The 23,387-nt window shown below is 70.7% G+C and carries 17 protein-coding genes and 1 pseudogene; 4 read left to right on the top strand and 14 right to left on the bottom strand.

Going from position 1 to position 23,387, the window contains the following annotated elements:
• The first annotated feature begins 53 nt into the window (after positions 1-53).
• Both OG607_RS33440 and OG607_RS33435 read left to right on the top strand, forming a co-directional pair.
• Positions 54-2,072: an O-antigen ligase family protein gene (locus tag OG607_RS33440; RefSeq protein WP_405731336.1), complete on the top strand. Its 2,019-nt coding sequence runs from the start codon at positions 54-56 to the stop codon at positions 2,070-2,072.
• Positions 2,069-3,043 (top strand): glycosyltransferase family 2 protein, encoded by a 975-nt coding sequence (locus OG607_RS33435; RefSeq protein WP_405731335.1) that lies wholly within the window; start codon positions 2,069-2,071, stop codon positions 3,041-3,043. The genes OG607_RS33440 and OG607_RS33435 overlap by 4 nt, the downstream gene beginning before the upstream one ends.
• Here OG607_RS33435 and OG607_RS33430 read toward each other — a convergent pair.
• The 13 genes and pseudogenes from OG607_RS33430 to OG607_RS33370 form a co-directional block, all read right to left on the bottom strand.
• Positions 3,040-3,500 (bottom strand): annotated as a pseudogene (locus tag OG607_RS33430) (helix-turn-helix transcriptional regulator). The gene OG607_RS33435 and the pseudogene OG607_RS33430 sit on opposite strands and share 4 nt — an antisense overlap.
• A gap of 287 nt (positions 3,501-3,787) precedes the next feature.
• Positions 3,788-6,187: an ATP-binding cassette domain-containing protein gene (locus tag OG607_RS33425; protein WP_405731334.1), complete on the bottom strand. Its 2,400-nt coding sequence runs from the start codon at positions 6,185-6,187 to the stop codon at positions 3,788-3,790.
• Positions 6,184-6,522: a VOC family protein gene (locus tag OG607_RS33420; RefSeq protein WP_405731332.1), complete on the bottom strand. Its 339-nt coding sequence runs from the start codon at positions 6,520-6,522 to the stop codon at positions 6,184-6,186. The genes OG607_RS33425 and OG607_RS33420 overlap by 4 nt, the downstream gene beginning before the upstream one ends.
• 111 nt (positions 6,523-6,633) lie before the next feature.
• Positions 6,634-7,437: a glycosyltransferase family 2 protein gene (locus tag OG607_RS33415; RefSeq protein ID WP_405731331.1), complete on the bottom strand. Its 804-nt coding sequence runs from the start codon at positions 7,435-7,437 to the stop codon at positions 6,634-6,636.
• 15 nt (positions 7,438-7,452) lie between these two features.
• On the bottom strand, positions 7,453-8,538 hold the full coding sequence (locus OG607_RS33410) for a hypothetical protein (RefSeq protein ID WP_405731329.1): 1,086 nt from the start codon (positions 8,536-8,538) through the stop codon (positions 7,453-7,455).
• Positions 8,535-10,052: an oligosaccharide flippase family protein gene (locus OG607_RS33405; protein WP_405731328.1), complete on the bottom strand. Its 1,518-nt coding sequence runs from the start codon at positions 10,050-10,052 to the stop codon at positions 8,535-8,537. The genes OG607_RS33410 and OG607_RS33405 overlap by 4 nt, the downstream gene beginning before the upstream one ends.
• A complete protein-coding gene (locus OG607_RS33400) occupies positions 10,015-10,896 on the bottom strand; it encodes a Wzz/FepE/Etk N-terminal domain-containing protein (RefSeq protein WP_405731326.1) in 882 nt (293 codons plus the stop codon). Before OG607_RS33400 ends, OG607_RS33405 begins: the two co-directional genes overlap by 38 nt.
• A 51-nt stretch (positions 10,897-10,947) precedes the next feature.
• Entirely contained in the window at positions 10,948-12,093 is a 1,146-nt protein-coding gene (gene wecB / locus OG607_RS33395) for a non-hydrolyzing UDP-N-acetylglucosamine 2-epimerase (RefSeq protein WP_405731324.1), read from the bottom strand.
• A gap of 3 nt (positions 12,094-12,096) precedes the next feature.
• Positions 12,097-13,353, bottom strand: a complete 1,257-nt coding sequence (locus OG607_RS33390; protein WP_405731322.1) for a nucleotide sugar dehydrogenase — start codon at positions 13,351-13,353, stop codon at positions 12,097-12,099.
• Entirely contained in the window at positions 13,353-14,138 is a 786-nt protein-coding gene (locus tag OG607_RS33385) for a WecB/TagA/CpsF family glycosyltransferase (protein WP_405731320.1), read from the bottom strand. The genes OG607_RS33390 and OG607_RS33385 overlap by 1 nt, the downstream gene beginning before the upstream one ends.
• On the bottom strand, positions 14,135-15,298 hold the full coding sequence (locus OG607_RS33380; RefSeq protein WP_405731318.1) for a hypothetical protein: 1,164 nt from the start codon (positions 15,296-15,298) through the stop codon (positions 14,135-14,137). The genes OG607_RS33385 and OG607_RS33380 overlap by 4 nt, the downstream gene beginning before the upstream one ends.
• Before the next feature lie 243 nt (positions 15,299-15,541).
• Positions 15,542-16,144, bottom strand: a complete 603-nt coding sequence (locus OG607_RS33375; protein WP_405731316.1) for an acyltransferase — start codon at positions 16,142-16,144, stop codon at positions 15,542-15,544.
• A gap of 182 nt (positions 16,145-16,326) precedes the next feature.
• A complete protein-coding gene (locus OG607_RS33370; RefSeq protein WP_405731314.1) occupies positions 16,327-18,306 on the bottom strand; it encodes an RICIN domain-containing protein in 1,980 nt (659 codons plus the stop codon).
• Positions 18,307-18,515: 209 nt separating this feature from the next.
• On the opposite strand from OG607_RS33370, the gene OG607_RS33365 reads away from it, so the two are divergent.
• Both OG607_RS33365 and OG607_RS33360 read left to right on the top strand, forming a co-directional pair.
• A complete protein-coding gene (locus OG607_RS33365) occupies positions 18,516-19,256 on the top strand; it encodes a polysaccharide deacetylase family protein (protein WP_405731312.1) in 741 nt (246 codons plus the stop codon).
• Positions 19,256-20,434: a hypothetical protein gene (locus tag OG607_RS33360; protein ID WP_405731310.1), complete on the top strand. Its 1,179-nt coding sequence runs from the start codon at positions 19,256-19,258 to the stop codon at positions 20,432-20,434. The genes OG607_RS33365 and OG607_RS33360 overlap by 1 nt, the downstream gene beginning before the upstream one ends.
• Before the next feature lie 18 nt (positions 20,435-20,452).
• Here the strand turns inward: OG607_RS33360 and OG607_RS33355 are convergent, their stop codons facing one another.
• Positions 20,453-23,380: an NACHT domain-containing protein gene (locus OG607_RS33355; RefSeq protein ID WP_405731308.1), complete on the bottom strand. Its 2,928-nt coding sequence runs from the start codon at positions 23,378-23,380 to the stop codon at positions 20,453-20,455.
• Between the last annotated feature and the right edge of the window lie 7 nt (positions 23,381-23,387).

Here is a 23,387-nt window from a genome sequence, read left to right as displayed (position 1 = left end):
GCCGCCACCAGATGCGGGGAGGTTTTGTGAGCATTGGCGAGATATTGGCCATCTTGCGCAGGCGTTGGTACTTCATGGTGCCCTTCACCCTGCTCAGTGTGCTCTGCGGGGCCTATCTGTACGTGACCGTGCCCGTCTCCTACCAGTCGCAGAGCTCGGTCGCGCTGCTGGACTCCAGGGCCGTCGCGCAGCTGGCCCCGACCTTCGGCAATCCCATCTCGAACGCGGGCGGTTCACTGGTCGTCACGGCCGATGTGCTGATCAGGACCCTCGAATCGAGCGACGCGGCCAAGGAGTTGCACGGCCGCGGCATGACGGACCAGTACACGGCCGGTTTCGCGTCGAACAGCGACAGCCCGCTGGTCTCCCTCAGCGTCACCGGAACCGACCGGGCGAAGGTGCTCAAGGAGACCAACACCCTGACCGACTTCGCCGGTGAGCAGCTGAAGGCCCTGCAGGCCGCCGCGAAGGTCCCGCAGGTCTACTTCGTGCAGACCGCGCCCGTCGTGCTGCCGCAGACGCCGGTGTCGAAGTCGAAGACCCGCTACCAGGACATCGCGGCGGTCGTCATCCTGGGCGTGGTCAGCGCGTTCATGCTGTCCATCCTGCTCGAGGGCGTCGCGGTGGTCCGCAAGCGGGGGCGCGCCGGGACGACGAGCCTGGCGCAGCGGCCGCAGGAAGTACCGGACGCCAGGCCCCCGAAGCCGGTGCCGGTCCGCAGGCGCCTGCTGAGCCGGCGGGTGGACGCCACCGCGATCCTCACCGTCTATCTCGTACTCGCCTTCTTCATCCCCTCCAACCTCGCCCTGCCCGCGCTGGGCGGCGTCGGCACCCCGGCCAATGTCTTCGCCCTGCTGGGGCTGTTGTGGTACCTCGCGACCTGGCTCGGCGGCCGCATCCTTCCTGCCCCGGGCACCCGGCTCGTGCGGGTGGCGATGTGCGTACTGGCCGTGGCCGTCCTGATGGCGTACATCGCGGACGCGTCCCGGGAGAGCTCGCACCAGGAGGTCCTCGGGGCCGACCGGGGCCTCATCGGATTCATGGTGTGGGTGTCGCTGGTGGTGCTGACCTCGGCCGGCATCCAGGAGCGCGACCGCCTCGACGTACTGATGCGCCGGGTCGTCGTGATGGGGACGATCGTGGCCGCCATCGGCTACTACGACTTCTTCTCGGCCACCAACATCGCCGACTCCATCCACATCCCCGGCCTCCAGACCAGCGTCGCCCAGGTCACCGCCATGGACCGCGGCTCCTTCACCCGGCCCCGGTCCACCACCGCCCAGCCGCTGGAGTTCGGCGGGATGCTGGCGATCCTGGTGCCCTTCGCCATCCAGCAGGCCTTCGACCCGGTACGCCGCCACCTCCACGTCGTACGCCGCTGGGGGCCGGTGCTGATCATGGCCGGCGCGCTGCCGCTGACGGTGTCGCGGACCTCCATCATCGGCATGCTGCTGATCGCCCTGGTGATGGTGCCCCGCTGGAAGCCGCAGCGGCGCTGGGCCGCGCTCGGGCTCATGACGGCGTCCGTGGCCGGCTTCAAGGTGATCATCCCCGGGCTGATCGGCACCATCACGACCCTGTTCGCGACCTTCATCAACAACTCCGACAGCAGCACCCAGGCCCGTACGGTCAAGTACAGCGCGATCGTCCCCTACCTGGAGGAACGGCCGCTGTTCGGGCGGGGATTCGGCACCTTCACGCCAGACCTGTACTTCTTCACCGACAACCAGTACATGCTGACCCTGGCCGAGATGGGCCTGCTGGGGCTGATCGCCCTGTTCACCCTCTTCATCACCGGCATCCACCAGGGAGGCTCCATCCGGCGCCTCGCCCGCACCGAGTCCGACCGCGAGCTGGGGCAGGCCTTCTTCGCCTCCTCGCTGGTCGCCCTGGTCATCAGCGCCACCTTCGACTCCCTCAGCTTCCCGATGTTCGCCGGCATGTTCTTCCTGACCCTCGGCGCGGGAGGCAGCTACCTGGGCTTCATCCGGCGCGAGGCCGCCGCCCCGGCCGCTCCTTCTTCGCAGAGAGCCGAACCCCCACTCCCCCAACTCGTGGAGTCCTCCCGATGAGCCCCGCCGCCGGCCCCGTCGCCGTCCTCGTCGTCACCTGGAACAGCGCCTCCGTCCTCCCCGGGTTCCTCGCCTCCCTCCCCGACGGCATGTCCGGCCTCGACTGGCGGCTCGTCGTCGCCGACAACGACTCCGCCGACGACACCGTCGCCGTCCTGCGGGAGCTCGCTCCCGACGCCACGGTCGTCCGGACAGGCCGCAACGCGGGGTACGCCGCCGGCGTCAACGCGGCCCTCGGCGCCGCCGGTGAAGCGGACGGCGGGTACTCGGCGGTCCTGGTCTGCAACCCCGACATCCGCATGCGGCAGGGCTGCGCGAAGCGGCTCGTCGACGGGCTCGGCGACGGGGTGGGCATCAGCGTCCCCCTCCTGTACGAGGACGGCCGGGACGCGCCCCTTCACTCCCTGCGCCGCGAGTCCAGCGTCTCCCGGGCCCTCGGCGAAGCCGTCATCGGCAACCGCCGCGCCGGACGGTTCCCGCGCCTGAGCGAACTCGTCACCGACCCCGCCGCGTACGAGCGGCCGACGCGTGCCGACTGGGCGACCGGCGCACTGATGGCCCTGTCGGCGGACTGCCTGGCCGCCTGCGGCCCCTGGGACGAGTCCTTCTTCCTCTACTCCGAGGAGACCGAGTACTGCCTGCGCGCCCGCGATCTCGGCTACGCCACCCGCCTTGAGCCCGCCGCCGAGGCCGTCCACCTCGGCGGCGAGTCCCGCGTCTCGCCCCGGCTCTGGACCTTGCTCACCGTCAACCGCGTCCGCCTGTACGGGCGCCGGCACGGGCCCGTCGCCACCGCCCTCTTCCGGGGTGCCGTTCTTCTGCGCGAGGCCTCACGCGCCGCGCTCGGCCGTCCGGCCAGCCGCGCGGCAGCGGGAGCGCTGCTGCGGCTGAATTCAGCCCGTCCGGCGATTGAGGACAAAGCGCAGCCAGCGGCTGCGCAACCCGTCGAACGTACGCAGTCACCGCGCTAGTCGCGGCCCGCTGGCGGCGCTTCCCGGTTCCTCACCGGTCTGGTCACCTGTTTCGCCACACACGACGGCATCCCCGCCATCGCGGCGGCCGCATCGCGCCGGTAGGTGCTGGGCGGCACACCGACCAGCTCGGTGAAGCGGGTACTGAAGGTGCCCAGCGATGAGCAGCCGACCGCGAAGCAGACCTCGGTGACGCTCCTGTCGCCACGGCGCAGCAGCGTCATCGCGCGTTCGATGCGCCGCGTCTGAGGTAGCTGTACGGCGACTCGCCGTACGCGGCCCGGAACTCGCGGCTGAGGTGCCCGGCCGACATGTGCGCGCCGCGGGCGAGCGCCTCGACGTCCAGCGGCTGCGCGTACTCCCGGTCGATCCGGTCGCGGACCCGGCGCAGCCGCGCGAGGTCGCGCCGGCGCTGCTGGAGCGCGGCTTCCTCGGGTGTCGGGCGGTCGGTTTGCACATCCGTATTGTCCCGAGTCGACTCCCCACTCGTCCACTCCCGCGTGACCGGAGTGGTTCGCCGGGTCCGTCCGGTGACCGGTTCCGTCCTCAATCGCCGGACGGGCTGAAAATCAGCACCGCTCTAGGGCCTGTCCGGTGGATCTCCGTGGGGGAAGGAGCGGGGTCTGGTGCCTGCGATCGCAAGGCGCCGGAGCGCCCGCAGGGTGGTTTCCTGTGGGCGTTTCGGCAACGCCGCGAGCGCTGGTGCCAGGGCACGCGACGCCAAGGAGATCCGCCGGACAGGCCCTAGCCGCCGACGTAGGCGGCAAGGTGCTCGCCGGTGAGGGTGGCGCGGGCGGCGACGAGGTCCGCGGGGGTGCCCTCGAAGACGATCCGGCCGCCGTCGTGGCCGGCGCCGGGGCCGAGGTCGATGATCCAGTCGGCGTGGGCCATGACCGCCTGGTGGTGCTCGACGACGATGACCGACTTGCCGGAGTCGACGAGCCGGTCGAGCAGGCCGAGCAGCTGCTCGACGTCGGCGAGGTGGAGGCCGGCGGTCGGCTCGTCGAGGACGTAGACACCACCCTTCTCGGTCATGTGGGTGGCCAGCTTGAGCCGCTGCCGCTCGCCGCCGGACAGCGTGGTGAGCGGCTGGCCGAGGCTGAGGTAGCCGAGCCCGACGTCGGCGAGGCGGCCGAGGATGCGGTGCGCGGCCGGCGTGTGCGCCTCGCCGGTGCCGAAGAACTCCTCGGCCTCGGTCACCGGCATCGCCAGCACCTCGCTGATGTCGCGGCCGCCGAAGTGGTACTCCAGCACCGACGCGTCGAACCGCTTCCCCTCGCACTCCTCGCAGGTGGTGGCGACGCCGGCCATCATCGCCAGGTCGGTGTAGATGACACCGGCACCGTTGCAGGTGGGGCAGGCGCCCTCGGAGTTGGCACTGAACAGGGCCGGCTTCACGCCGTTGGCCTTGGCGAACGCCTTGCGGATCGGCTCCAGCAGTCCGGTGTACGTCGCCGGGTTGCTCCGTCGCGAGCCGCGGATCGCGCCCTGGTCGACCGACACCACGCCCCCGCCGACCGGGATCGAGCCGTGTACGAGCGAGCTCTTGCCGGAGCCCGCGACGCCGGTGACGACGGCGAGCACCCCGAGCGGGATGTCGACGTCCACGCCCTGAAGGTTGTGCGTCGTGGCGCCGCGGATCTCCAGCGTGCCGGTGGGCTTGCGCACCGCCTCCTTGAGCTTGGCCCGGTCGTCGAAGTGGCGGCCGGTGATGGTGCCGCCGGTCCGCAGCCCCTCGACGGTGCCCTCGAAGCAGACGGTGCCGCCCGCCGTGCCGGCGCCGGGGCCGAGGTCGACGACGTGGTCGGCGATCGCGATCGTCTCCGGCTTGTGCTCCACGACGAGCACCGTGTTGCCCTTGTCCCGCAGCCGAAGCAGCAGGTCGTTCATCCGCTGGATGTCATGGGGGTGCAGGCCGATGGTGGGCTCGTCGAAGACGTAGGTGACGTCGGTGAGCGAGGAGCCGAGGTGGCGGATCATCTTGACGCGCTGCGCCTCGCCGCCCGACAGCGTGCCCGAGGGCCGGTTGAGCGAGAGGTAGCCGAGGCCGATCTCCACGAACGAGTCGAGGGTGTCCACCAGCGACACCAGCAGCGGCGCCACCGACGGCTCGTCGAGACCGCGGACCCACTCGGCCAGGTCGCTGATCTGCATCGCGCAGGCGTCGGCGATGCTGATCCGCTTGATCTTCGACGACCGGGCCCCCTCGTTGAGCCGGGTGCCGTCGCACTCGGGGCAGGTGGTGAAGGTGACCGCCCGGTCCACGAACTCCCGGATGTGCGGCTGCATGCCCTCCCGGTCCTTGGCGAGCATCGACTTCTGGATGCGCGGGATCAGCCCCTCGTAGGTCATGTTGATGCCCGCGATCTTCATCCGGGTCGGCTCGCGGTGGAGGAAGTCGTGCAGCTCTTTCTTGGTGAATTTGCTGATCGGCTTGTCCGGGGCGAAGAAGCCCGACTCGCTGTAGAGCCGTGAGTTCCAGCCGCCGCCCGTGTAACCGGGGACGGTGATCGCGCCCTCGGAGAGCGACTTGGAGTCGTCGAAGAGCTGGGTGAGGTCGAGATCGGTGACCGCGCCCCGGCCCTCGCAGCGCGGACACATGCCGCCGGTGATCCTGAAGCTGCGGCGCTCCTTCACCTTCTGTCCGCCGCGCTCCATGGTGACCGCGCCCGCCCCGCTGATCGAGGCGACGTTGAAGGAGAACGCCTTGGGCGAGCCGATGTGCGGCTTGCCGAGCCGGCTGAAGAGGATGCGCAGCATCGCGTTGGCGTCGGTGGCGGTGCCGACCGTGGAGCGGGGATCGGCGCCCAGCCGCTGCTGGTCGACGATGATCGCGGTCGTCAGCCCGTCGAGGACGTCGACCTCGGGCCGCGCCAGGGTCGGCATGAAGCCCTGCACGAAGGCGCTGTACGTCTCGTTGATCAGCCGCTGCGACTCCGCGGCGATCGTGTCGAACACGAGCGAGCTCTTGCCCGAGCCGGAGACACCGGTGAACACCGTCAGCCGACGCTTCGGGATCTCGATGCTGACGTCCTTGAGATTGTTCTCGCGGGCGCCGTGCACGCGGATCAGATCGTGGATGTCGGCGGCGTGCGTCTTCGTGGCCATGCTGATCATGTCTCCGTCTGTCGGGCTGGCGCTCATCGGTCCTGGAGCAGTCCGAGGACATTGCCGTCGGGGTCGGTGACGGTGGCCACCAGGCGGCCGCCGCCGACGTCGTGCACGGGTTCCTTCACGGTGGCACCCGCGGCGGTCACCTCGGCCAGCTTCGCCTCGATGTCCGGCACGTGCCAGTAGGCCACCGGTGAGGTCATGGCCTGCGGTCCGCCGCCCGGCACCAGCCCGATGTGCTGGCCGTCGGCCTCGAAGCCGACGTAGTAGGGCTCGTCGGTCTGCGGCGGTACGCCGAGCAGGGCGCCGTACACCGCCTTGGCCTTCGCCAGGTCGGACACGGGATGCAGCACGGTCTTGACAGCCATGGTCACTCCTGAAGTCGGGGGTCACACCGGGTGGTGATGCCCATGACCGTCACGCTAGCCGCGGCTCGCCGACCTCGCTTCTCGATTCCTGATCGACTGCGTTACCGCAGGTCAGCCGGTGGATTCGGCGGGTCCCCAGGTCGTGTAGAAGCTCGCCGGGTTCACCAGGTACCGGACGGTGGGGTGCGGTACGTGCCGCACGTCGTGGGCGCGGCTGTAGCGGTACACAAGCTCCCAGTCCTCGCGCGGAAGCACCTCCGGCGTCCGGCGCAGGCGGCTGAAGTGCAGGGACCGGTCGCGGCGCGCGACGAACGCGTTGGTGTCCAGGAAGGCTTCCCGGGCGGCCCGGCGCCGGTCGAAGGGGACCGACAGGATGTCCCGCTCGGTCCCGTCGGGCAGGACGCGGCGCAGGGCCGTGTAGACGCCGTCGGGCCCCTGGGGGGCCTCCAGGACCGCGAGGGCCTGTTCGAGGTGGTCGGGTTCCCAGAGGTTGTCGTCGTCGAGGAAGGCGACGTAGCGCGAGCGGGTCAGCCGGATTCCGACGTTGCGCACGAGGCCGGCCACGCCGGTGTTGTGCGCCAGCGAGACGGCGAACAGCCGTGGGTCGTCGGGCAGTTCGGGGAGACCGGCGCCGTCGTCGACGACGATGACGATCTGGTCGCGTACGGTCTGGGCGAGGGCGGAGCGGACGGCCGCGCGCAGGGCGTCGGGGCGGCGGTGGGTGGCTATCACCGTGGCGACGAGGGCGGCGGGGATCGGGACGGCGGCGAGGCGGGCGGCCTCGGCGGTCTCGAAGCGGCGCAGACTCACGGCTGAGGGCGCCAGGAGGACCTTGTTCCTCAGCTCGAAGAGGACGAGCCAGCCGAAGGCCCGCTTGAGGAGCTCCCAGGGGGCTCGGGCGATGCGTCGGATCATGGTGTTCCTCAGCCCTCAGCCGGCCGGTTTGGGGGTGATCGCGGTGCCGTTGGCCATGCGGTTGTTGGTCCAGACGTTGCCGGCGCCGCCTTCGTTCCAGGCGGTGACGGCTCCGTAGACGCCGCTGTTGCGGTGGAACTGGGTCGAGAAGACGTTGTTGGTGACCTTGATGCCGGTGGCGCCGTCGCCGCCGCCGTAGAGGGCGTACGCGCCGCCGGCCAGCAGGTTGCCGTCGATGACGGTGTTGGTGACGGTGCCGGTGTCGGAGAACAGCCCGATGCTCGCGGAGGCGCCCCGGTCCACGGCGACCGGGTTGAGGAGGGTGTTGTGGCGGATGGTCAGCTTGCCCGTGCTGCCGCCGCCGCTGATCACCGCGTCGACGTGCTGCCACTCGCCGCCGGCGTTGCGGAAGGCGACGAGGTCGTGGACGTAGTTGTCGTGGATGTTGCCCTGGCCCATGGACAGGGCGTTGCCGAAGACCGAGATGTCGCTCCAGCCGACCTCGATCGAGCTGTCGCCGCTGTTGGAGACCGCGTAGTCCTCGCCGCCGTTGTCGGGGCCCTTGCCCGGGATGGCGGTGATGGTGCTGTGGATGACCCGCAGCCCGCTGTATCCGGGGCGCAGGTTGATGCCCCACCAGTTGGTCGAGGTGATCTTCGTGTCGACGATGGTCACGTTGTTGGCGTAGATGTCGAGCGAGCCGGTGATGTCCCAGCCCCTGATGACGGTGCCGTTGGTCTTGACGCTCATGGCCCCGGTGTTGTGCGGCGTCAGGGGGATGCGGGGGCCGGTGGTACGGGCGTCGGGGAAGCCCGCCGCCTGGGCGGCCGCGGTGGCCGTGGCGGAGCGGCTCGACGACGGGGAGGTGCCGGGGCCGGCGGAGCCCCCCATGCCCTGGGCGGCCGGGGAGCCGGGGCCACGTGAGGTGGGAGAGGCCAGGGGGGCCGGAGAGGCCCAGGAGGACTGGCCGCCCCCCTGCGGGCAGGTCAGGGCGGCGTCCGGGCAGGGCGGGTAGGAGGGGTCGCCGCTGCCGGAACAGGCGGTGGCGCCGAGGGCCAGGGTGAGCGCCAGGGCGGCGAGTAAAGCCCGGAGCCTTGTCATGCCGTGTCCCCTCCTCGGGAGCCGAGCAGGAAGCCGCGGCTGGGCAGTACGCAGACCACGTAGCAGGCCAGCGCGACCGCGCCGGCAGCGAACAGGGCGAGGACACCGCCGCCGACGAGCGGCCGGCCGCCGAGGATGACCAGGGCCATGACGGCTCCTCCGAAGAAGGGCCAGGCGCAGGCCCGGGCGATCGAGCGGAGGCTGATCCCGGCCCGGCCGAGGGCGAACAGGAAGGCGGGCACGACAAGGCCGACGGCGACCAGGACGTGGCCCTGCGAGACCCCGACGATGCCGTGGGTGCGGGCGGCGACGACGAGTACGGGGATCAGCGCGACCAGCCACAGGCCCTGGACGCCGAAGAGCGACCGGCGCTGTCCGGTGGCGACCAGGCAGTCGTAGGCCAGCTCGCAGCCGATCCGGACCAGGCCCAGCGCCATCAGCCAGGGCAGCGCCTTGGCGGCGGGCAGCCACTGGCTCCCGTACACCAGCTCGACGACCGGCCCGGCCAGGCCCGCCAGCAGGACGCACAGAGGCACGGTGCCGGTGATCAGCACGCCGAGGGCGCGGCTGAACCCCTGGGCGAGGGCCTGCGGTGAGCCGGCCAGACGGGAGAAGCCGGCGAAGGAGACCCGGCGGGCGGCCTCGGAGATGATGCGTACGGGCCAGCCGGACATGTTGAAGGCCAGGACGTAGAAGCCCAGCGAGACCTGGCCGAGGGTGGAGCCGACGACCATGGTGTCCACGTTGACCACCGCCAGGGCCAGCAGGCTCGCGCCCGCCAGCGGGAGCCCGAACTTCAGCAGCGCACGGGCCTGTTCGCGGTCCCAGCCGAATTTCAGGGTGCCCGGGGCGGCCACGGCACAGCCGATCAGCGCGGCGATGTTGCCCGCCACCGCGCCCCACGCGAAGCTCATCGCGCCCCAGCCCTCGAAGGCGAGCACCAGGGTCACCGTGGTGCTGAGTACGAAGTTGAGCGCGTCGATGACCATCCGCTTGCCCTGGGCGAACTCCCGGGTGAGGAAGCCGGCGGGCACCTGCGCCACCCCGTCGATCACCACGCACAGGCACATCACGCGCAGTACGCCGGCGGCGTCCGGTGAGCCGAGCAGCCCGGCCACCGTGGGCGCCGACAGGAAGATCGCCACGTACAGCAGGCCGCTGGACAGGGCGCCGAGGGTCAGCACGGTCGGCGCGAAGCGGCGGGGGTCGCCGTCCCAGCGGACGATGGCCAGGCCGACGCCCAGTTCGTTGGCGGACAGCAGGACCAGCAGCACGGTCTGGGCGATGCCATAGACGCCCCATTCCGCCGGCCCGAGGGCGAAGCGCGCCAGCAGGATGCCGGTGGCGAAGTTGCCCAGGCGCATGACGACGGTGTTGATCAGGCTCCAGCGGGCCGCCGACCGTACCTTGCGGCCGAACGACGGCGCGGCGGTGCCATCACTCGTCTCACCATCACTCGTCTCACCGGTGCTCGTCTCACCGGTCTCGCTGACCGGTGCGCGGACGGTGTCCATGAGTCGACTCCTCGTCGAGCGGCTCTGCGGGCGGGGCGGTCACCACGGACCGCTGCACCTTGGGCTCGGCCTCGGCGGACCGCGACCAGCTGGGCGGCCGCCGGATGGCGAGCGTCTGTTCCACGACCGATTCCTCGGTCGTGGGCCTGGGGAAGGTCGTTTCCTCCTCCGGCTCGGCGGACTCTTCCTCCTGCTCCGCCGCCGGCTCCGGATCCGGGTCGGGCTCCGGCTCCTGCGCGGGCCCGCGCGACCGCTTGCGCGCCTCCACGTAGAAGGTGGCGACCATGCTGAGCACGAAGCCCAGCCCACCGGCCATGATCATGTACTCCAGCCGGGTCTTGGTCTGCGCCACCGGGTTCTGCGAGGCCACGATGGTCATCATCCGGATCATGGCGTTCTTGTCGACCGACTGCTGCTCCTGGAAGGCCTCCAGCCGCTCCTTGGCGTACGCCGTGAGGATGCGGTCGGACGCCAGGACGGACGACTCGTCGGTGCCGGTCACGGTGAGCCACATGAGCGGCCCCTGGGCGTTGTCGGCGAGCTTGGCCTCGAAGGTCCCGGTGGCGCCCCGGGACTTGAGGGCTCGGATGGAGGCGTCGGAGTTGAGGTTGCGGGCCAGGCTGTCGGCCATGCCGGTGAGCGAGGTCTGCGTGCTCAGGAAGGGGTTGCCGTCGTAGGCACGGGTGGCCTTCTGGGAGTTCAGCAGGACCACGGTGCTCTGCGACTGGTAGGTGACCGGAACCACCAGGGCCACGGCGACCGTCAGACCGGCGGTCAGCAGCAGTCCCGGCAGCAGGACATACCAACGCCTGCGCATGACACGGAAGATCTCAGCGAGATCCATGGTGGTTTCCCCTCGCGACCCGATGTTCGTCGAGCATATGTTGCAACCGGATCATACGAAGAGCGTTTGGTCAGCGGTCCGGCCGGTGGTCAGGTCGGTCGGTCTCGGCCTGGTGCTCGCGGTGCCTCCTTCCAGCAGCACATCGGCGATCCGCTCGCTGGCCCGGCCGTCCCACAGCTCGGGCCGGCGCGGCGCGGGCGGGCCGTCCAGCACCCGGTTCACCGTGGCCACGATCCGCTCCGGATCCCGGCCGGCCAGCACATTGGTGCCCTGCTCGACGGTGATGGGCCGCTCGGTGTTGTCCCGCAGCGTCACGCACGGCACGCCCAGCGCGGTGGTCTCCTCCTGTACGCCGCCCGAGTCGGTCAGCACGATGCGGGCGGAGTCCTGCAGGGCGATGAAGTCCAGGTATCCGGCGGGCGGTACGAGCCGGATGCCGCCGGGAACCCCGATGTCGGCCAGCCGCGCCGCCGCCCGCGGGTGCACGGGCAGCAGCAGCGGGCAGTTGCCGGCGATCTCGCCCAGGGCCTTGAGCAGCCCGGCCAGGACCTCGGGATCGTCCACGTTGGCCGGCCGGTGCAGGGTGACGAGGCCGTACTCGCCCTTGGCCAGGCCGTATTCTTCCAGGATGGCCGACGCCCTGGCCCGTTCCAGGTTGGCCAGCAGCGTGTCGATCATGACGTTGCCGACCAGGTGGATCTGGTCCTCCCGGTACCCCTCCGCCCGCAGGTTCTCGACCGCGTCGGGCGAGGGAGCCAGCAGGTAGTCGCTGACCCGGTCGGTGGCGACCCGGTTGACCTCCTCCGGCATGCTCCAGTCGCGGCTGCGCAGGCCGGACTCGACATGGGCGAGCAGGGGCCCGGCCTTGGCGGTGACCAGCGCGCAGGCCAGGGTGGAGTTGATGTCCCCGACCACTACGACGATGTCCGGGGACACCTCGCCGAGCAGCGGTTCGAACGCCGTCATCACGCGTCCGGTCTGCTCGGCGTGGCTGCCGGAGCCGACCCCGAGGAAGCGGTCGGGCGGCCGGATCCCCAGGTCGGCGAAGAACACGTCGTTCATGGCCGGGTCGTAGTGCTGGCCGGTGTGGACGAGAACCACCTCGGCGCCCCGGCGCTCCAGAGCGTCCATCACCGGCTTGATCTTCATGTAGTTCGGTCGCGCCCCGGCGACACAGACGACTCGCAACGCGGACACGGCTCAGAGCACCTCGATGTTGGATCCGGACAGCCGTCGGCGGCAGTCGAGTACGAAGGGGGCGTGCTCGGCCACGAGTTCGTAGTCGAAGCCGTCGTGGTCGGTGAGCAGGACGACCACATCGGCGGCCGCCACCTCCTCGGCCGTCACCTCGACCCGCACCAGCCGGGCGTCCACCGGCAGGCTCTCCACGACATGTGGGTCCGCCGCCCTGACCTGGGCCCCCATGTCCAGCAGCAGCTGGGAGATGCGCAGGGCCGGGGACTCGCGGGCGTCGCCGGTGTTCTTCTTGTACGCCAGCCCGAGCAGCAGCACACGCGAGCCGTTCACCGACCGGCGCCGTTCGTTGAAGGCGTCGATGATGCGGCGGGTCACGTACTCGGGCATGTGGTTGTTGATGTCGTTGGCGAGCTCCACGAAGCGGAAGCTCTGGCCGAGTTCGCGCTGCACCCGCCAGGACAGGTAGGACGGGTCGATCGGCAGGCAGTGGCCGCCGACGCCCGGTCCGGGGGTGAACTTCATGAAGCCGAAGGGCTTGCTGGACGCGGCCTCGATGGCCTGCCAGACGTCGATGTCCAGGTGGTGCGCGAACATCGCGATCTCGTTGACCAGCGCGATGTTCACATGCCGGAAGGTGTTCTCCAGCAGCTTGGCGAGCTCGGCCTCCTTCGGGGAGCTCACCGGCACGGTGGTGTCGACGAGGTCGTCGTAGAAGTCCCGTACGGCCTTCAGCGAGGGCTCGTTGACGCCGGAGACGACCTTCGGGGTCTCCTTGAAGCCCCAGACGGCGTTCCCCGGGTCGATCCGCTCCGGGCTGTAACCCAGGTGGAAGTCTGTGCCCGCGGTGAGCCCGGAGCCGTCCTCCAGGATCGGGGCGAACAGCTCCTGGGTGGTGCCGGGGTAGGTGGTCGACTCCAGGACGACGGTGGCCCCGGGGCGCAGGTAGCGGGCCAGCGTGACCGCCGACTCCCGGATGTAGCTGAGGTCGGGGGTGCCCTCGTGCAGCGGGGTGGGCACGGTGACCACGGCGACGTCGAAGCCGCCGCAGTCGCGGGCCGCGTCGCTGGGGCGGTACGCGCCGCGGTCCATCGCGGCGCGGATCCGTTCCGAGGAGACGTCCTCGACGAAGGACTCCCCGGCGGCGAGGCTCTTGACCCGCCGCGCGTCCACGTCGTAGCCGATCACCTCATGGCCGACCTCGGCGGCTCGGATGGCCAGCGGCAGTCCGACGTAACCCTGTCCAACCACGACGACGCGCATCAGTTGCTCCTGTTCGCGGAACCGGCGGGCGACGGGGCGGGGCGGATGAGCTCCCGTGCCGTCATGAGGAGGAAGGCGGCATTGGTGGTGAGATAGCGCCGGCCCAGGCGGCGCGGCTCCTGCAGCGCGCGGTAGAGCCACTCGACTCCCAGCCGCTGCCAGATCGCGGGGGCCCGCCGGGTGACGCCGGCCAGGATGTCGAAGGAGCCGCCGACGCCGTGCACGACCCGGGCGCCGGTGCGGGTGCCGTAACCGGCGGTGAAAATCTCCTTCTTGGGCGAGGTCATGCCCAGGAAGAGCAACTGAGCGCCGCTGTCGCCGATCGCGTCCGCGACGGCTGCCTGCTCGGTGTCGTCGAAGTAGCCGTTCCGGCTGCCGGCCACCTTCAGGCCCGGGAAGCGGTCCGCGACCCGGAGCAGCATCTGATCCAGTACGTCCTGCCTGGCGCCGAGGAAGTAGACGGATATGCCCGCCGATTCGGCCTCGGCCAGCAGCCGCATGAACAGGTCGATCCCGGCCACCCGCTCCGGCAGCCGGGCGCGCAGCACCCGGCCGGCCCAGACCACGGCCTGCCCGTCGGCGAGGACGAGGTCGCAGCCGGACACCGCCTCGGCGAGCCGGGGGTCCCGCCGCATGTTCACCATCTTCGCGGCGTTGACCACCCCGATCTCCAACTGCTCGCCGTCCCGGACCGCTTGGAGGCAGCGCTGTACGGTCTCGTCCATGGTCAGCGGGTCCAGCTCGACCCCGAACAGGGTCTGCCGCTTGCTCTGAGACTTGGTCATATTCGGCCCCCGAGCCAGGCGAAGAGCATCCAGCCGAATTCGTACGGCCGGCATTCGCGGTCCACCGAGACGGGACGGAACACCCGGTCCAGGGACTTCAGCCGCAGGCCGGAGGCCACGCGGGTACTGGCCCCGCGGGCGGCGCGGACGGCCTTCTTCGGATCGCCCCGGTAGACCTTGCGCCAGGTGACGCCGAGTTCGTCGAGGATCATGTCCTCCGGGCCTTCGGGGGCGGCGGCCAGTTCGGGCACCTCCGTCATCCAGCGCAGGCCCTTGCGGATCGCCGCGCCGAAGTCGGTGCCGCCCGCGTCCGCGAGGTCGAACAGGGCGGTCGGCGCCATCGCATGCTGGTGGACGCTGTAGACCGGGTAGCCCTCCACGACGCCGCCCGTGCGGGCGTCGTAGTGCCACCACCACTGGCCGCCGTCGCCCTGCAGTTCGCAGATGCGCGCGGCGCACGCCTCGGAGGCGGCCAGCGCCTCCGGGTCCCCGTCACCGCTCGCATGGGCGCGGGCGAGGGCCTGGAGCGGGTACGTCTGGTCGGCGAAGCAGCTGACATGGGCCCGGTACCAGGGCACCAGGCCGGGTCCGGTGGCGTGCGGGAACAGCGGGCTGTCACCGATCCGGGCCCGCAGCAGGCGGTCGCGAGCTGCGCTGAAACGATTCTCCACATCGACCGCGCCGCGAGCCGCCGCAAGGGCGGACAGCACCCAGGCCGCCTCCACGGTGTACTGCGGCCGGCTGTCGTCGTCCAGCTCCGCGACCCGCGCGAGCGCGTCGGACAGCTTGGGGTGGCCGGTCTCGGCCGCCGCCCAGGCGATGAGTGCCGCGTCGCCGAGGTTGGTCACCCCGGGCAGCGACTCGACCAGCAGACCGGTGAACTCCTCGGCGGTGCGCCCCGCGAGGACCGCGCGCTGCCGGTCCTCCGGGAGGAACCGGACGCCCAGTGCGGTGATGGCCGCGTACCGGGTGCTGGTGCCGCGCCGCTCCAGGCTCCAACCGCCGGGTGAAGCCTGCCCCGCCATCGTGAAGGCGAAGTTCTCGCCGCCGGGAAGGAGCATCGCGGGCAGTCCCGACTCGGCCACGGCGAGCAGCCGTTGGGCGAGCGGGAGCAGCGTCGGCTCCTCATGGCCGAGCGCCGCCAGACGTGTGGTGGTCATCGTTTGGGCACACCAACCCCCCAGGGTCATGACGGTGATGCGACTGCGGGCGCACGCAGGCATGGGCCGACGCCAGGTGTTGGAGTTGGTCCCGCCCCAGGTTTTGGACACACGTGTGCCCAACCCCGTAATCCCCCACTGCGCACTACTGGTCTGTGTTCTCGCTGTGCTCAGTCTGCACGGTTCGGACACACGATATGCCTATGGATGTTCGAGGATTGCCGTTTTGAGGAAAAGAACCTGTCATGCGCGCTCGACGAGTTGGCCGTCCTTCTCGTCGTACAGAGCACCCGTGTCGGGGCACTCCCACCCGCCGCCCGACTCCCCGTCACGCTCCACCAGCCGCACCCCGGCGCGGCCCACCCAGCCGATCCGGCGGGCCGGCACACCCGCCACGAGCGCGAAGTCCGGTACGTCCCGGGTCACCACCGCACCCGCCGCGACCAGCGCCCAACGCCCGATGCGCACCGGCGCCACACACACCGAACGGGCCCCCAGTGAGGCACCCTCGGACACCACGACGGCCATGGGCTCCCAGTCGCCACCGCGCTTCTGCCTGCCCTCCGGGTCCACCGAACGGGGGTAGTAGTCGTTGGTGAGCACCGCCGCCGGGCCGACGAACACCCCGTCGGCGAGCACCGCCGGCTCGTATACCAGCGCGTAGTTCTGGAGCTTCACATTGTCGCCGATCCACACCCCCGGACCGACGTACGCCCCCCGGCCCACGATGCAGCCGCGGCCCAGGCGGGCGTCCTCCCGGATCTGCGCCAGATCCCAGACGGTGGTCCCCTCTCCGACCTCGGCCTTCTCGTCGACCTGGGCGGTGGGCTGAATCCTGACGCTCACAGAACTGGACCTTTCCGGAGAGGAACACAGGCGGTGCGGCGCGCACATCATGGCAGGCACGGCTCACGACACGACACAGAACGCACAGGATCGTCCAGATACGGTCAACGGGCCGGCGGGCACACGGCCCGCCGGCCCGTTGCTGTGATGCGAACTGTCGGATCAGTTCGGATCAGTTCAGATCAGTTCAGCGTCCACTTCTGGTTCGTCTGGCCGTTGCAGGTCCACAGGTCGAGGAGCGTGCCGTTGGCCGTGGCGGCGCCGTACGCGTCCAGGCAGAGCCCGGAGACGTTGTTGGTGATGGTGCCGGTGGTCGAGTTGATCGTCCACTTCTGGTTGGTGCCGCTGTTGCAGTCCCAGATGACGACCTTGGTGCCGTTCGTCGTACCGCTGTTGTACGCGTCGAGGCACTTGTTGCCGTAGAGGACGAGCTCGCTGCGCGAGGTGTACGTGAAGGTCTCGTTCTGGCCGCCGCCGCAGTCCCACAGCTGGGCCTGGGCGCCGTTGGTGATCGTGTTCTGGTTCAGGTCCGCACAGCGGCCGGAGCCGGTGCCGACCAGGGCGGTGCCGTTGGTCCCCGTCAGGTTCTGTACGTAGAGGTTGCTGGGGGCGGTGGAGAAGGTGACCGTGTTGCTGCCCTTGGCCAGCGACAGCAGTACGGACACGGTCCCGTAGGTGCTGGCGGACCCGGTGGGCGGGAGGGAAACGACCGTGGAGTACTGGCCGTTGACCTTGAGGGTGGTCTTGGTGGCCGTGCTGCCGCCGTTCGCGTAGGTGATGTCGGCCAGCTTGGTACCCGCGGCGGCCGCGGTGACGGCGACCGAGGTGGAGCCCGTGTAGGTGGTGCCCGTGGCCTCGGTGCCGCCGCTCACGGTGAGCAGCACGCCCTCGCCGGCGGGGACGGAGGTGGTGTAACTCGTGGCGTACGAACCGAGGTCGGTGGCCGACCAGATGTTCCGCACCGACGCCGAGGCGGTGGTGAGCCCCATGTCGGCCCAGCGGGCGGTGATGTTGGCGGCGGACGAGGTGCGGTTGAGCAGCAGGACGGCCCGCTTGCCGGTGCCGGACAGGACCTTGCTGTAGACCTGCAGGCCGGTGGTGTCCTCGGCGACCTTGACGCCCTGGAGACCGCGGGCGTCCTGGTCGATGCCGATGACCTCGGAGTTGCCGAGGATGGCGGCGGTGGCGGAGGTCATGGTGGCGAGGTTGTTCCCGGCGAGCAGCGGGGCACCGGAGATCGCCCAGAGGGACATGTGGGTGCGGTTCTGGGCGGCGGTCAGGCCGGTCATGCCCGTCATCAGCATGTCCGGGTCGTTGTAGTACCCGGTGTGCTGGGCGGTCGGGTGCAGGCCCTTGTCGAAGTTGGTCAGCATCTTCGCGGTGGACGGGGTCTCACCGTAGAAGATGATGTCCGTGCTGGTCCGCCACAGGTCGCCGTAACCGGTGGCCCAGTTCCAGGGGTTGCCGCTGCCCCACTCGCAGAACGACAGCACCATGGGACGCCCGGTGACGGCGGTCGCGGCGGTGTTGGCAGCGCTGATCGCCTTGTACGTGGTCTCCTGGTTGAGGCCCTCGGCGTCGCCGCCGCACCAGTCGACCTTGACGTAGTCGAAGCCCCAGTTCTGGAAGGCCGTCAGATCCTGCTGGTAGTGGCCCTCACTGCCGGTGTTGGGGGCGGCGGCAGTACCGGAAGGGGTGGGGTAGTAGTACCCGCAGCCGTTCAGGCCGGCGTCGGTGTAGATGCCCGCCTTCAGGCCCAGGCTGTGGATGTAGGTGGCGATGGCCGCCATCCCGCCGGGCCACTTGGTGGTGTCGACGGTGATGTTGCCACTGCTGTCACGGGTGCCCAGCCACCAGCCCTCGTCGATGTTGATGTACTTGTAGCCCTTGGCCGCCAGCCCGGAGGAGACCAGTGCGTCCGCCTGGGCCTTGATGGTGGCGTAGTCGATGACACTGGCGAAGCTGTTCCAGGAGGCCCAGCCCATCGAGGGCGGGGTCACGGAGACCTGCGCGGCGGCGGCGTTCTCCGTGGCCTGAGTGGCCTGCGTCGTCTGCGCCTGGGGCGCGGCGAGGAAGCCGGCGAGGGCGAGGCTGAGGATCACTGCCTGGATGACGATGCGTCTGACTGCGCGGACGCGAGTCGGCGTGGGGGAGGGGGTCATGCGGCTCTCCAGGGGGGCTGGCTGTTCGCAGGGTCGAACACCGTCCGAGTGTTCGACAGCCATCAGAAGGGCGCCCACATGCTCACGTCAATACTCGTGCAGCCACTATCTGCACCCTTTGCCGTAGTCACTCCAGCCGCTCCAGTCACCCGACTGCCCGTCATATCGGAGCAATCGCCCTATAAATCAATAAACTGGGCAATGTGCCCGTGCCCATCACCCGTCGCGCCATCGTCCTCACCGGTGCCGCCGCCCTGGCCTCCGGCTGCGGTGCGGCCGCCCACCATGCGGCCACCCCGCTTGCCGCCAGGCCGAAGCAGCCCCGCGCCTCGGCTCCGCCCCCGGCTCCACCCCCGGTCCAGCTCACCCACGGCCCCCTGACGCGCCCCCAGGTCGCGCTGACCTTCCACGGCCAGGGCGAGCCCGCCCTCACCACCGCCCTGCTGACCGAGGCGGAGCGCGCCGGCGCCCGGCTCACCGTGCTGGCCGTCGGCGACTGGCTCGACGCGTATCCGCGGCTCGCCCACCGGATCCTCGACGGCGGCCATGAGCTCGGCAACCACACCCAGACGCACCGCGACATCGACACCATGTCCCTGGCCGACGCCTACGCCGAGATCGCCGGCTGCGCCGACCGCCTGCGCCGCCTCACCGGCTCCCCCGGCCGCTGGTTCCGGCCCTCCCAGGCGCGCCTGGTCACCCCCACCGTCCAGCGGGCGGCCCTGCGCGCCGGGTACGCGCAGGTCCTCTCCTACGACGTCGACTCCCTCGACTACACCGACCCCGGCGCCAACGCCATCGGCGCCAACGTCCTCCACCGCATCCGCCCCGGCTCCATCGTCAGCCTCCACCTCGGCCATCCAGGCACCATCGCCGCCCTTCCCGCCATCCTCGACGGCCTTCAGGCCCGCAGCCTGCGCGCCGTCACCGCCACGGAGCTCCTCATCTGATGCGCCGCCGCCTCGCTCTCCCCCTGCTGCCCCTGCTGCTCGCCCTCGCCGCCGGGTGCGCCCCCTCCGCCCCCGCGCACCATCCCGCCCCCAGCCCGTCCCGTTCCGCTTCCGCCAGTCCCGTCGCCGCCGCCTCCGCGCCCGGGGGCCTCCCCGGCATGCCGCCCCTCCTGGACCCGGCCGACATCTACGCCGCCGACCGCCCGGGCCGCCTCTCCCCCGTCGTCCGCGACTTCCCCTCGCTCGTCTACGTCCCGAACACCAACTCCGACACCGTCTCCGTCATCGACCCCGCCACCTACAGGGTCGTCCGCACCATCCCCGTCGGCCGCCAGCCCCAGCACGTCGTCCCCTCCTGGGACCTCAAGACCCTCTGGGTCAACGACGACCTCGGCAACACCCTCACCCCCATCGACCCCCGCACGGCGCGTATCGCCGGCCCGAGCGTCCCCGTACACGACCCGTACAACCTCTACTTCACGCCGAACGGCAGGTACGCCGTCGTCATGGCCTCGGCCGACCGCGAGCTCGTCTTCCGCGACGCGCACACCATGGCCGTCAGGAAGGTCGTCCCCGTCAGCTGCTACGGCGTCAACCACGCCGACTTCTCCCCGGACGGGCGGTACTTCATCGTCTCCTGCGAGTTCTCCGGCGAACTGCTCAAGGTCGACACCGCCAGGATGGAGGTCGTCGCCCAGGCCCGGCTCCCCCTGCGCGGCGCCATGCCGCAGGACGTCAAGGTCTCCCCCGACGGCCGCACCTGGTACATCGCCGACATGGCGGCCAACGGCATGTGGGTCCTGGACGGGGACTCCTTCAACCGCCCCTGGCTGCTGCGGACGGGCAAGGGCTGCCACGGGCTGTACGTCAGCCGGGACTCGAAGTACCTCTACATCTCCAACCGGGGCGAGGGGTCCGTGTCCGTGCTCGACTTCCGCTCCGGCCGGCTCGTGCGGAAGTGGCACATCCCCGGCGGCGGCAGCCCCGACATGGGGGGCGTCTCGGCCGACGGCAAGGTGCTCTGGCTCTCCGGCCGCTACGACTCCGAGGTCTACGCGATCGACACGACCGACGGCCACACCATCGCCAAGATCCCGGTCGGTTCCGGACCGCACGGCCTGGCGGTCTATCCGCAGCCGGGGCGGTATTCGCTGGGGCACACGGGGATCTTCCGCTGAGGCAGTCCCGCCCGGCTCTCAGGACCGGGCCAGCACGATCACCTCGGAGGGCGGGGTGGTCCCGTCGAGGCGGTTCCGGCGGGCGATGAGGCCTGCTGCGAGCCGGCGGTAGTCAGCGGCCAGCACGCTGTCGTCCATCGCCCGCTCCGCCAGGAGGGCCAGGGCCAGGGCGCCCACCCGGAGGCCCTGCACGAGTTCCCGGTCGTCGGTCGATACGAGTCGGTCGATCTCCTCCGCCAGGAGAAGCGCCGGGAGGCGGACGCGCCGTGACGCGTCCTCCCCGTCCCAGTACTGGCGCATTCGCGCAAGGCATCCCGCCGCGGCCGACGTGATCTCCTCGGGACAGATGTGGCCGGACGCATGGCGGACAGCCTCGGGGCGGCCACCCATGTGCCTCGCGATGTGATCTTCGAGCGACGGATGGCCCACCGTGCCGTCCTCGAACGAAGGAATGTCCTGAATGCGCACCGGACCGGCCAGGTCGATCAGGAGCGCGAAGGTCCAGGTGGCCACCCGGAGGCGAGCCCTGACCAGCCCGTCTCCGCGCGGCAGGACCGCCAGCACGGTGCCCAGAGCCGACTCCGGACGGAGCGGGAGAGACCACCGGTTGACCAGGAGCACGTTCACACGGCCGGCGACTTCACGCTCAGCACCTGCGGGCCGCCGCCTCGTCGGGACTTCCGTGCGAATCGCCAGCTCCGATCCCCAGAAGGTGGCCTTGCGCTCATCGGTCACGGAGTCCAGGACGCCGCAGAGCCCCACTTGACCCAGCGTCAGCCATTTCCTGTCCGGAGCGCCCCAGCGGAAGGCGAGGGTGTCCGCGGGCGGAGTGGGAGACCACGGGTGCTCCCGCCCGGCGGGAACCCAGAGCGAGGGCAGCGTGTCCGCTCCCTGCGATGACACCCAGACGGTGTGCTCCGTACTTCGCGCGACCAGGCCGAATGCCGGATCGTCGGCCTCCGCCTCGGTGGGGAGCCGCCAGCCGCCATCGGGCAGGAGCTGGTTCACCCACCGCACGAAATCCCGTACCTCCGGCCTCGATACGCCGACGGCGGTCCCGTCTCCGTCACCACCGAGGGGGCTGGTCCGCGAGAGGCCGGATTCCCGGATGAAAAGCCGGTAGAGCCCCCAGTCGATCGGCCTGGCCGCGACCACGGTCCCTCCGCCGAGGCCGACGGTGGACTGGAGCCAGCGGGTCACCGTCACCGCGGTCATGAGTTGCCGCCGGGGCGAGCCGACGGTCTCGCGGAGCGCGTACTCCCGCCGGTCGTCCAGACGGCGGGCCGTCCCGGGGGCGAGCTCGGTGGCAACCTCCTGGCAGTCGAAGGCGAGTGCCAGAGCGGCGACGCTGCCCGAGTCGAGGCAGGCCTCGACGATCGGGGCGGGGTCGGCCCGGGCCGCGTACAGGAGTGTCGTCTCACGCCACCAGCCGTCGTCCACCGATTCCATGAGGACGTCCGACAGCCCCCGGTGCTGGATGTGGAGCGCCGCGAGGTGTTCCTGGAGGGTGAGGTGGGCGAAGGAGTACAGCCCGCGTTCGCGCTCCACGAGCAGGCCGCCGGTGATCACGGAGGCGAGGAAGGCGTCCGGCGGGACGGTCACGGCGACCCGGGAGAGCAGCGGTTCGAGGAGGACTGCGGCACGGGCGGCCCTGATGTCCCGCGTACGTTCGGTCATCATCTCGTACGCGAGCTCACACAGCACGAGCTCCTTCTTCGCGCCGGTGACCTCCTCCTCGGCCACCGGCACGTTCTTGGCCTCCTGCCGCTTCCACAGCAGCATCTGGCAGATCTCGCCGTACAGCTCCGCCCGGCTGCCGGGCAGCGCGCCCCGGAAGCGGTGAACGTTGGCGATCATCGTGAGCAGCAGCGGGTTGGCCGCCAGGTCGTACAGCTCGGGCCGGGCGCGGAGGCGACCGATCAGGTCGTCGGCCTCGATCTCGGCGCGCTCGGCCACGCCCGCGTCGTCGAGACCTGTGCTGAGGCGCTCGATCGCGCGGTACCAGCCATGGACGAAACGCGAGATCTGCTCGCCGGTGAAGCGGCGGACCTGGAGGACGCGGGCGCGGTCGAGCGGGGCGCTGAGGTAGCCGTGGGGGCGGGAGGTGAGGACGAAGTCGTTGCGCTCGTAGCCGGCGATCTGCTCTTCGACCCACTTGGAGACACTGCGACGGTCCTCTTCTCCGGCGACCTCGTCGAGGCCGTCCAGCAGGACGACACAACGCCCCTCCCCCAGTTGCCGGTCGAACCATCCCTCGGGCTCATCGAGCCGCCGGAGCGTGGCCCTGATGACCTCCGGGAGCGTGATGTCCGGCCTCTCCGCGATCGCGGCGGCGTGGTCCCGCAGGAAGAGCAGCACCGGGAGGCGGCCGCCCTTCGCGCGGGCGAGCCGGAGGGCCAGGTGCTTGAGCATGGTGGTCTTGCCGGTGCCGGGGGCACCGATCACGGCGAGGGCCACCCCCTCCGGGCCGCCGAGGAAGCCGGTGAGGGACTGCCGGACGGGCGGTGGCGGTGGCGCCGCCCCGGCCAGGGAGTCGCCGGTGGCCTCGTGGGCGGGGCGCGGCATCAGGCTGACGTCGACGAAGACCTGCTCCAGCTCGGGCGTGAAGTCACCGCGCGTGGCGAGGCCCTTGAGGTCGATGAAGCGATGGCGGCTCAACACCTGGGCGCGGTAGTCGCGTTCGAAGCCCGATATGCGCCACAGCAGCCTGCGGTCGAGCCCGTCGGCGGCGCGCTTGGCCCACCGGTCGCGTACGTCGCCGAAGACCTGGCCGGCGAAGCCGACGGCGGCGAGCAGCCCCTCGTACGCCACGAACGACACCAGAGCCAGGGCCGGATGGCGGGTGAGGACGTCCCGGAAGTTCACCGCCGCTACAGCCGGAGGGCCGACGCCGAGCGCGACCAGCCCGAAGCGTGCCACCAGTCGTTCCGCGCTCGTCCCCGCCACCAGAGCT

Source organism: Streptomyces sp. NBC_01537, from assembly GCF_045040445.1.
GTDB lineage: Bacteria > Actinomycetota > Actinomycetes > Streptomycetales > Streptomycetaceae > Actinacidiphila.
Note: the sequence above shows the minus strand (reverse complement) of the source record. Positions and strands in the feature narration are given on the sequence as shown.

What these genes read in the sequence shown, in the direction of transcription:
- OG607_RS33380 (WP_405731318.1), bottom strand. Translation starts at nt 15,298, where the DNA reads ATGACCACCACACGTCTGGCGGCGCTCGGCCATGAGGAGCCGACGCTG.
- OG607_RS33410 (WP_405731329.1), bottom strand. Translation starts at nt 8,538, where the DNA reads ATGACAAGGCTCCGGGCTTTACTCGCCGCCCTGGCGCTCACCCTGGCC.
- OG607_RS33435 (WP_405731335.1), top strand. Translation starts at nt 2,069, where the DNA reads ATGAGCCCCGCCGCCGGCCCCGTCGCCGTCCTCGTCGTCACCTGGAAC.
- OG607_RS33370 (WP_405731314.1), bottom strand. Translation starts at nt 18,306, where the DNA reads ATGACCCCCTCCCCCACGCCGACTCGCGTCCGCGCAGTCAGACGCATC.
- OG607_RS33415 (WP_405731331.1), bottom strand. Translation starts at nt 7,437, where the DNA reads ATGATCCGACGCATCGCCCGAGCCCCCTGGGAGCTCCTCAAGCGGGCC.
- OG607_RS33400 (WP_405731326.1), bottom strand. Translation starts at nt 10,896, where the DNA reads ATGGATCTCGCTGAGATCTTCCGTGTCATGCGCAGGCGTTGGTATGTC.
- OG607_RS33405 (WP_405731328.1), bottom strand. Translation starts at nt 10,052, where the DNA reads ATGGACACCGTCCGCGCACCGGTCAGCGAGACCGGTGAGACGAGCACC.
- OG607_RS33390 (WP_405731322.1), bottom strand. Translation starts at nt 13,353, where the DNA reads ATGCGCGTCGTCGTGGTTGGACAGGGTTACGTCGGACTGCCGCTGGCC.
- OG607_RS33360 (WP_405731310.1), top strand. Translation starts at nt 19,256, where the DNA reads ATGCGCCGCCGCCTCGCTCTCCCCCTGCTGCCCCTGCTGCTCGCCCTC.
- OG607_RS33385 (WP_405731320.1), bottom strand. Translation starts at nt 14,138, where the DNA reads ATGACCAAGTCTCAGAGCAAGCGGCAGACCCTGTTCGGGGTCGAGCTG.
- OG607_RS33420 (WP_405731332.1), bottom strand. Translation starts at nt 6,522, where the DNA reads ATGGCTGTCAAGACCGTGCTGCATCCCGTGTCCGACCTGGCGAAGGCC.
- OG607_RS33425 (WP_405731334.1), bottom strand. Translation starts at nt 6,187, where the DNA reads ATGAGCGCCAGCCCGACAGACGGAGACATGATCAGCATGGCCACGAAG.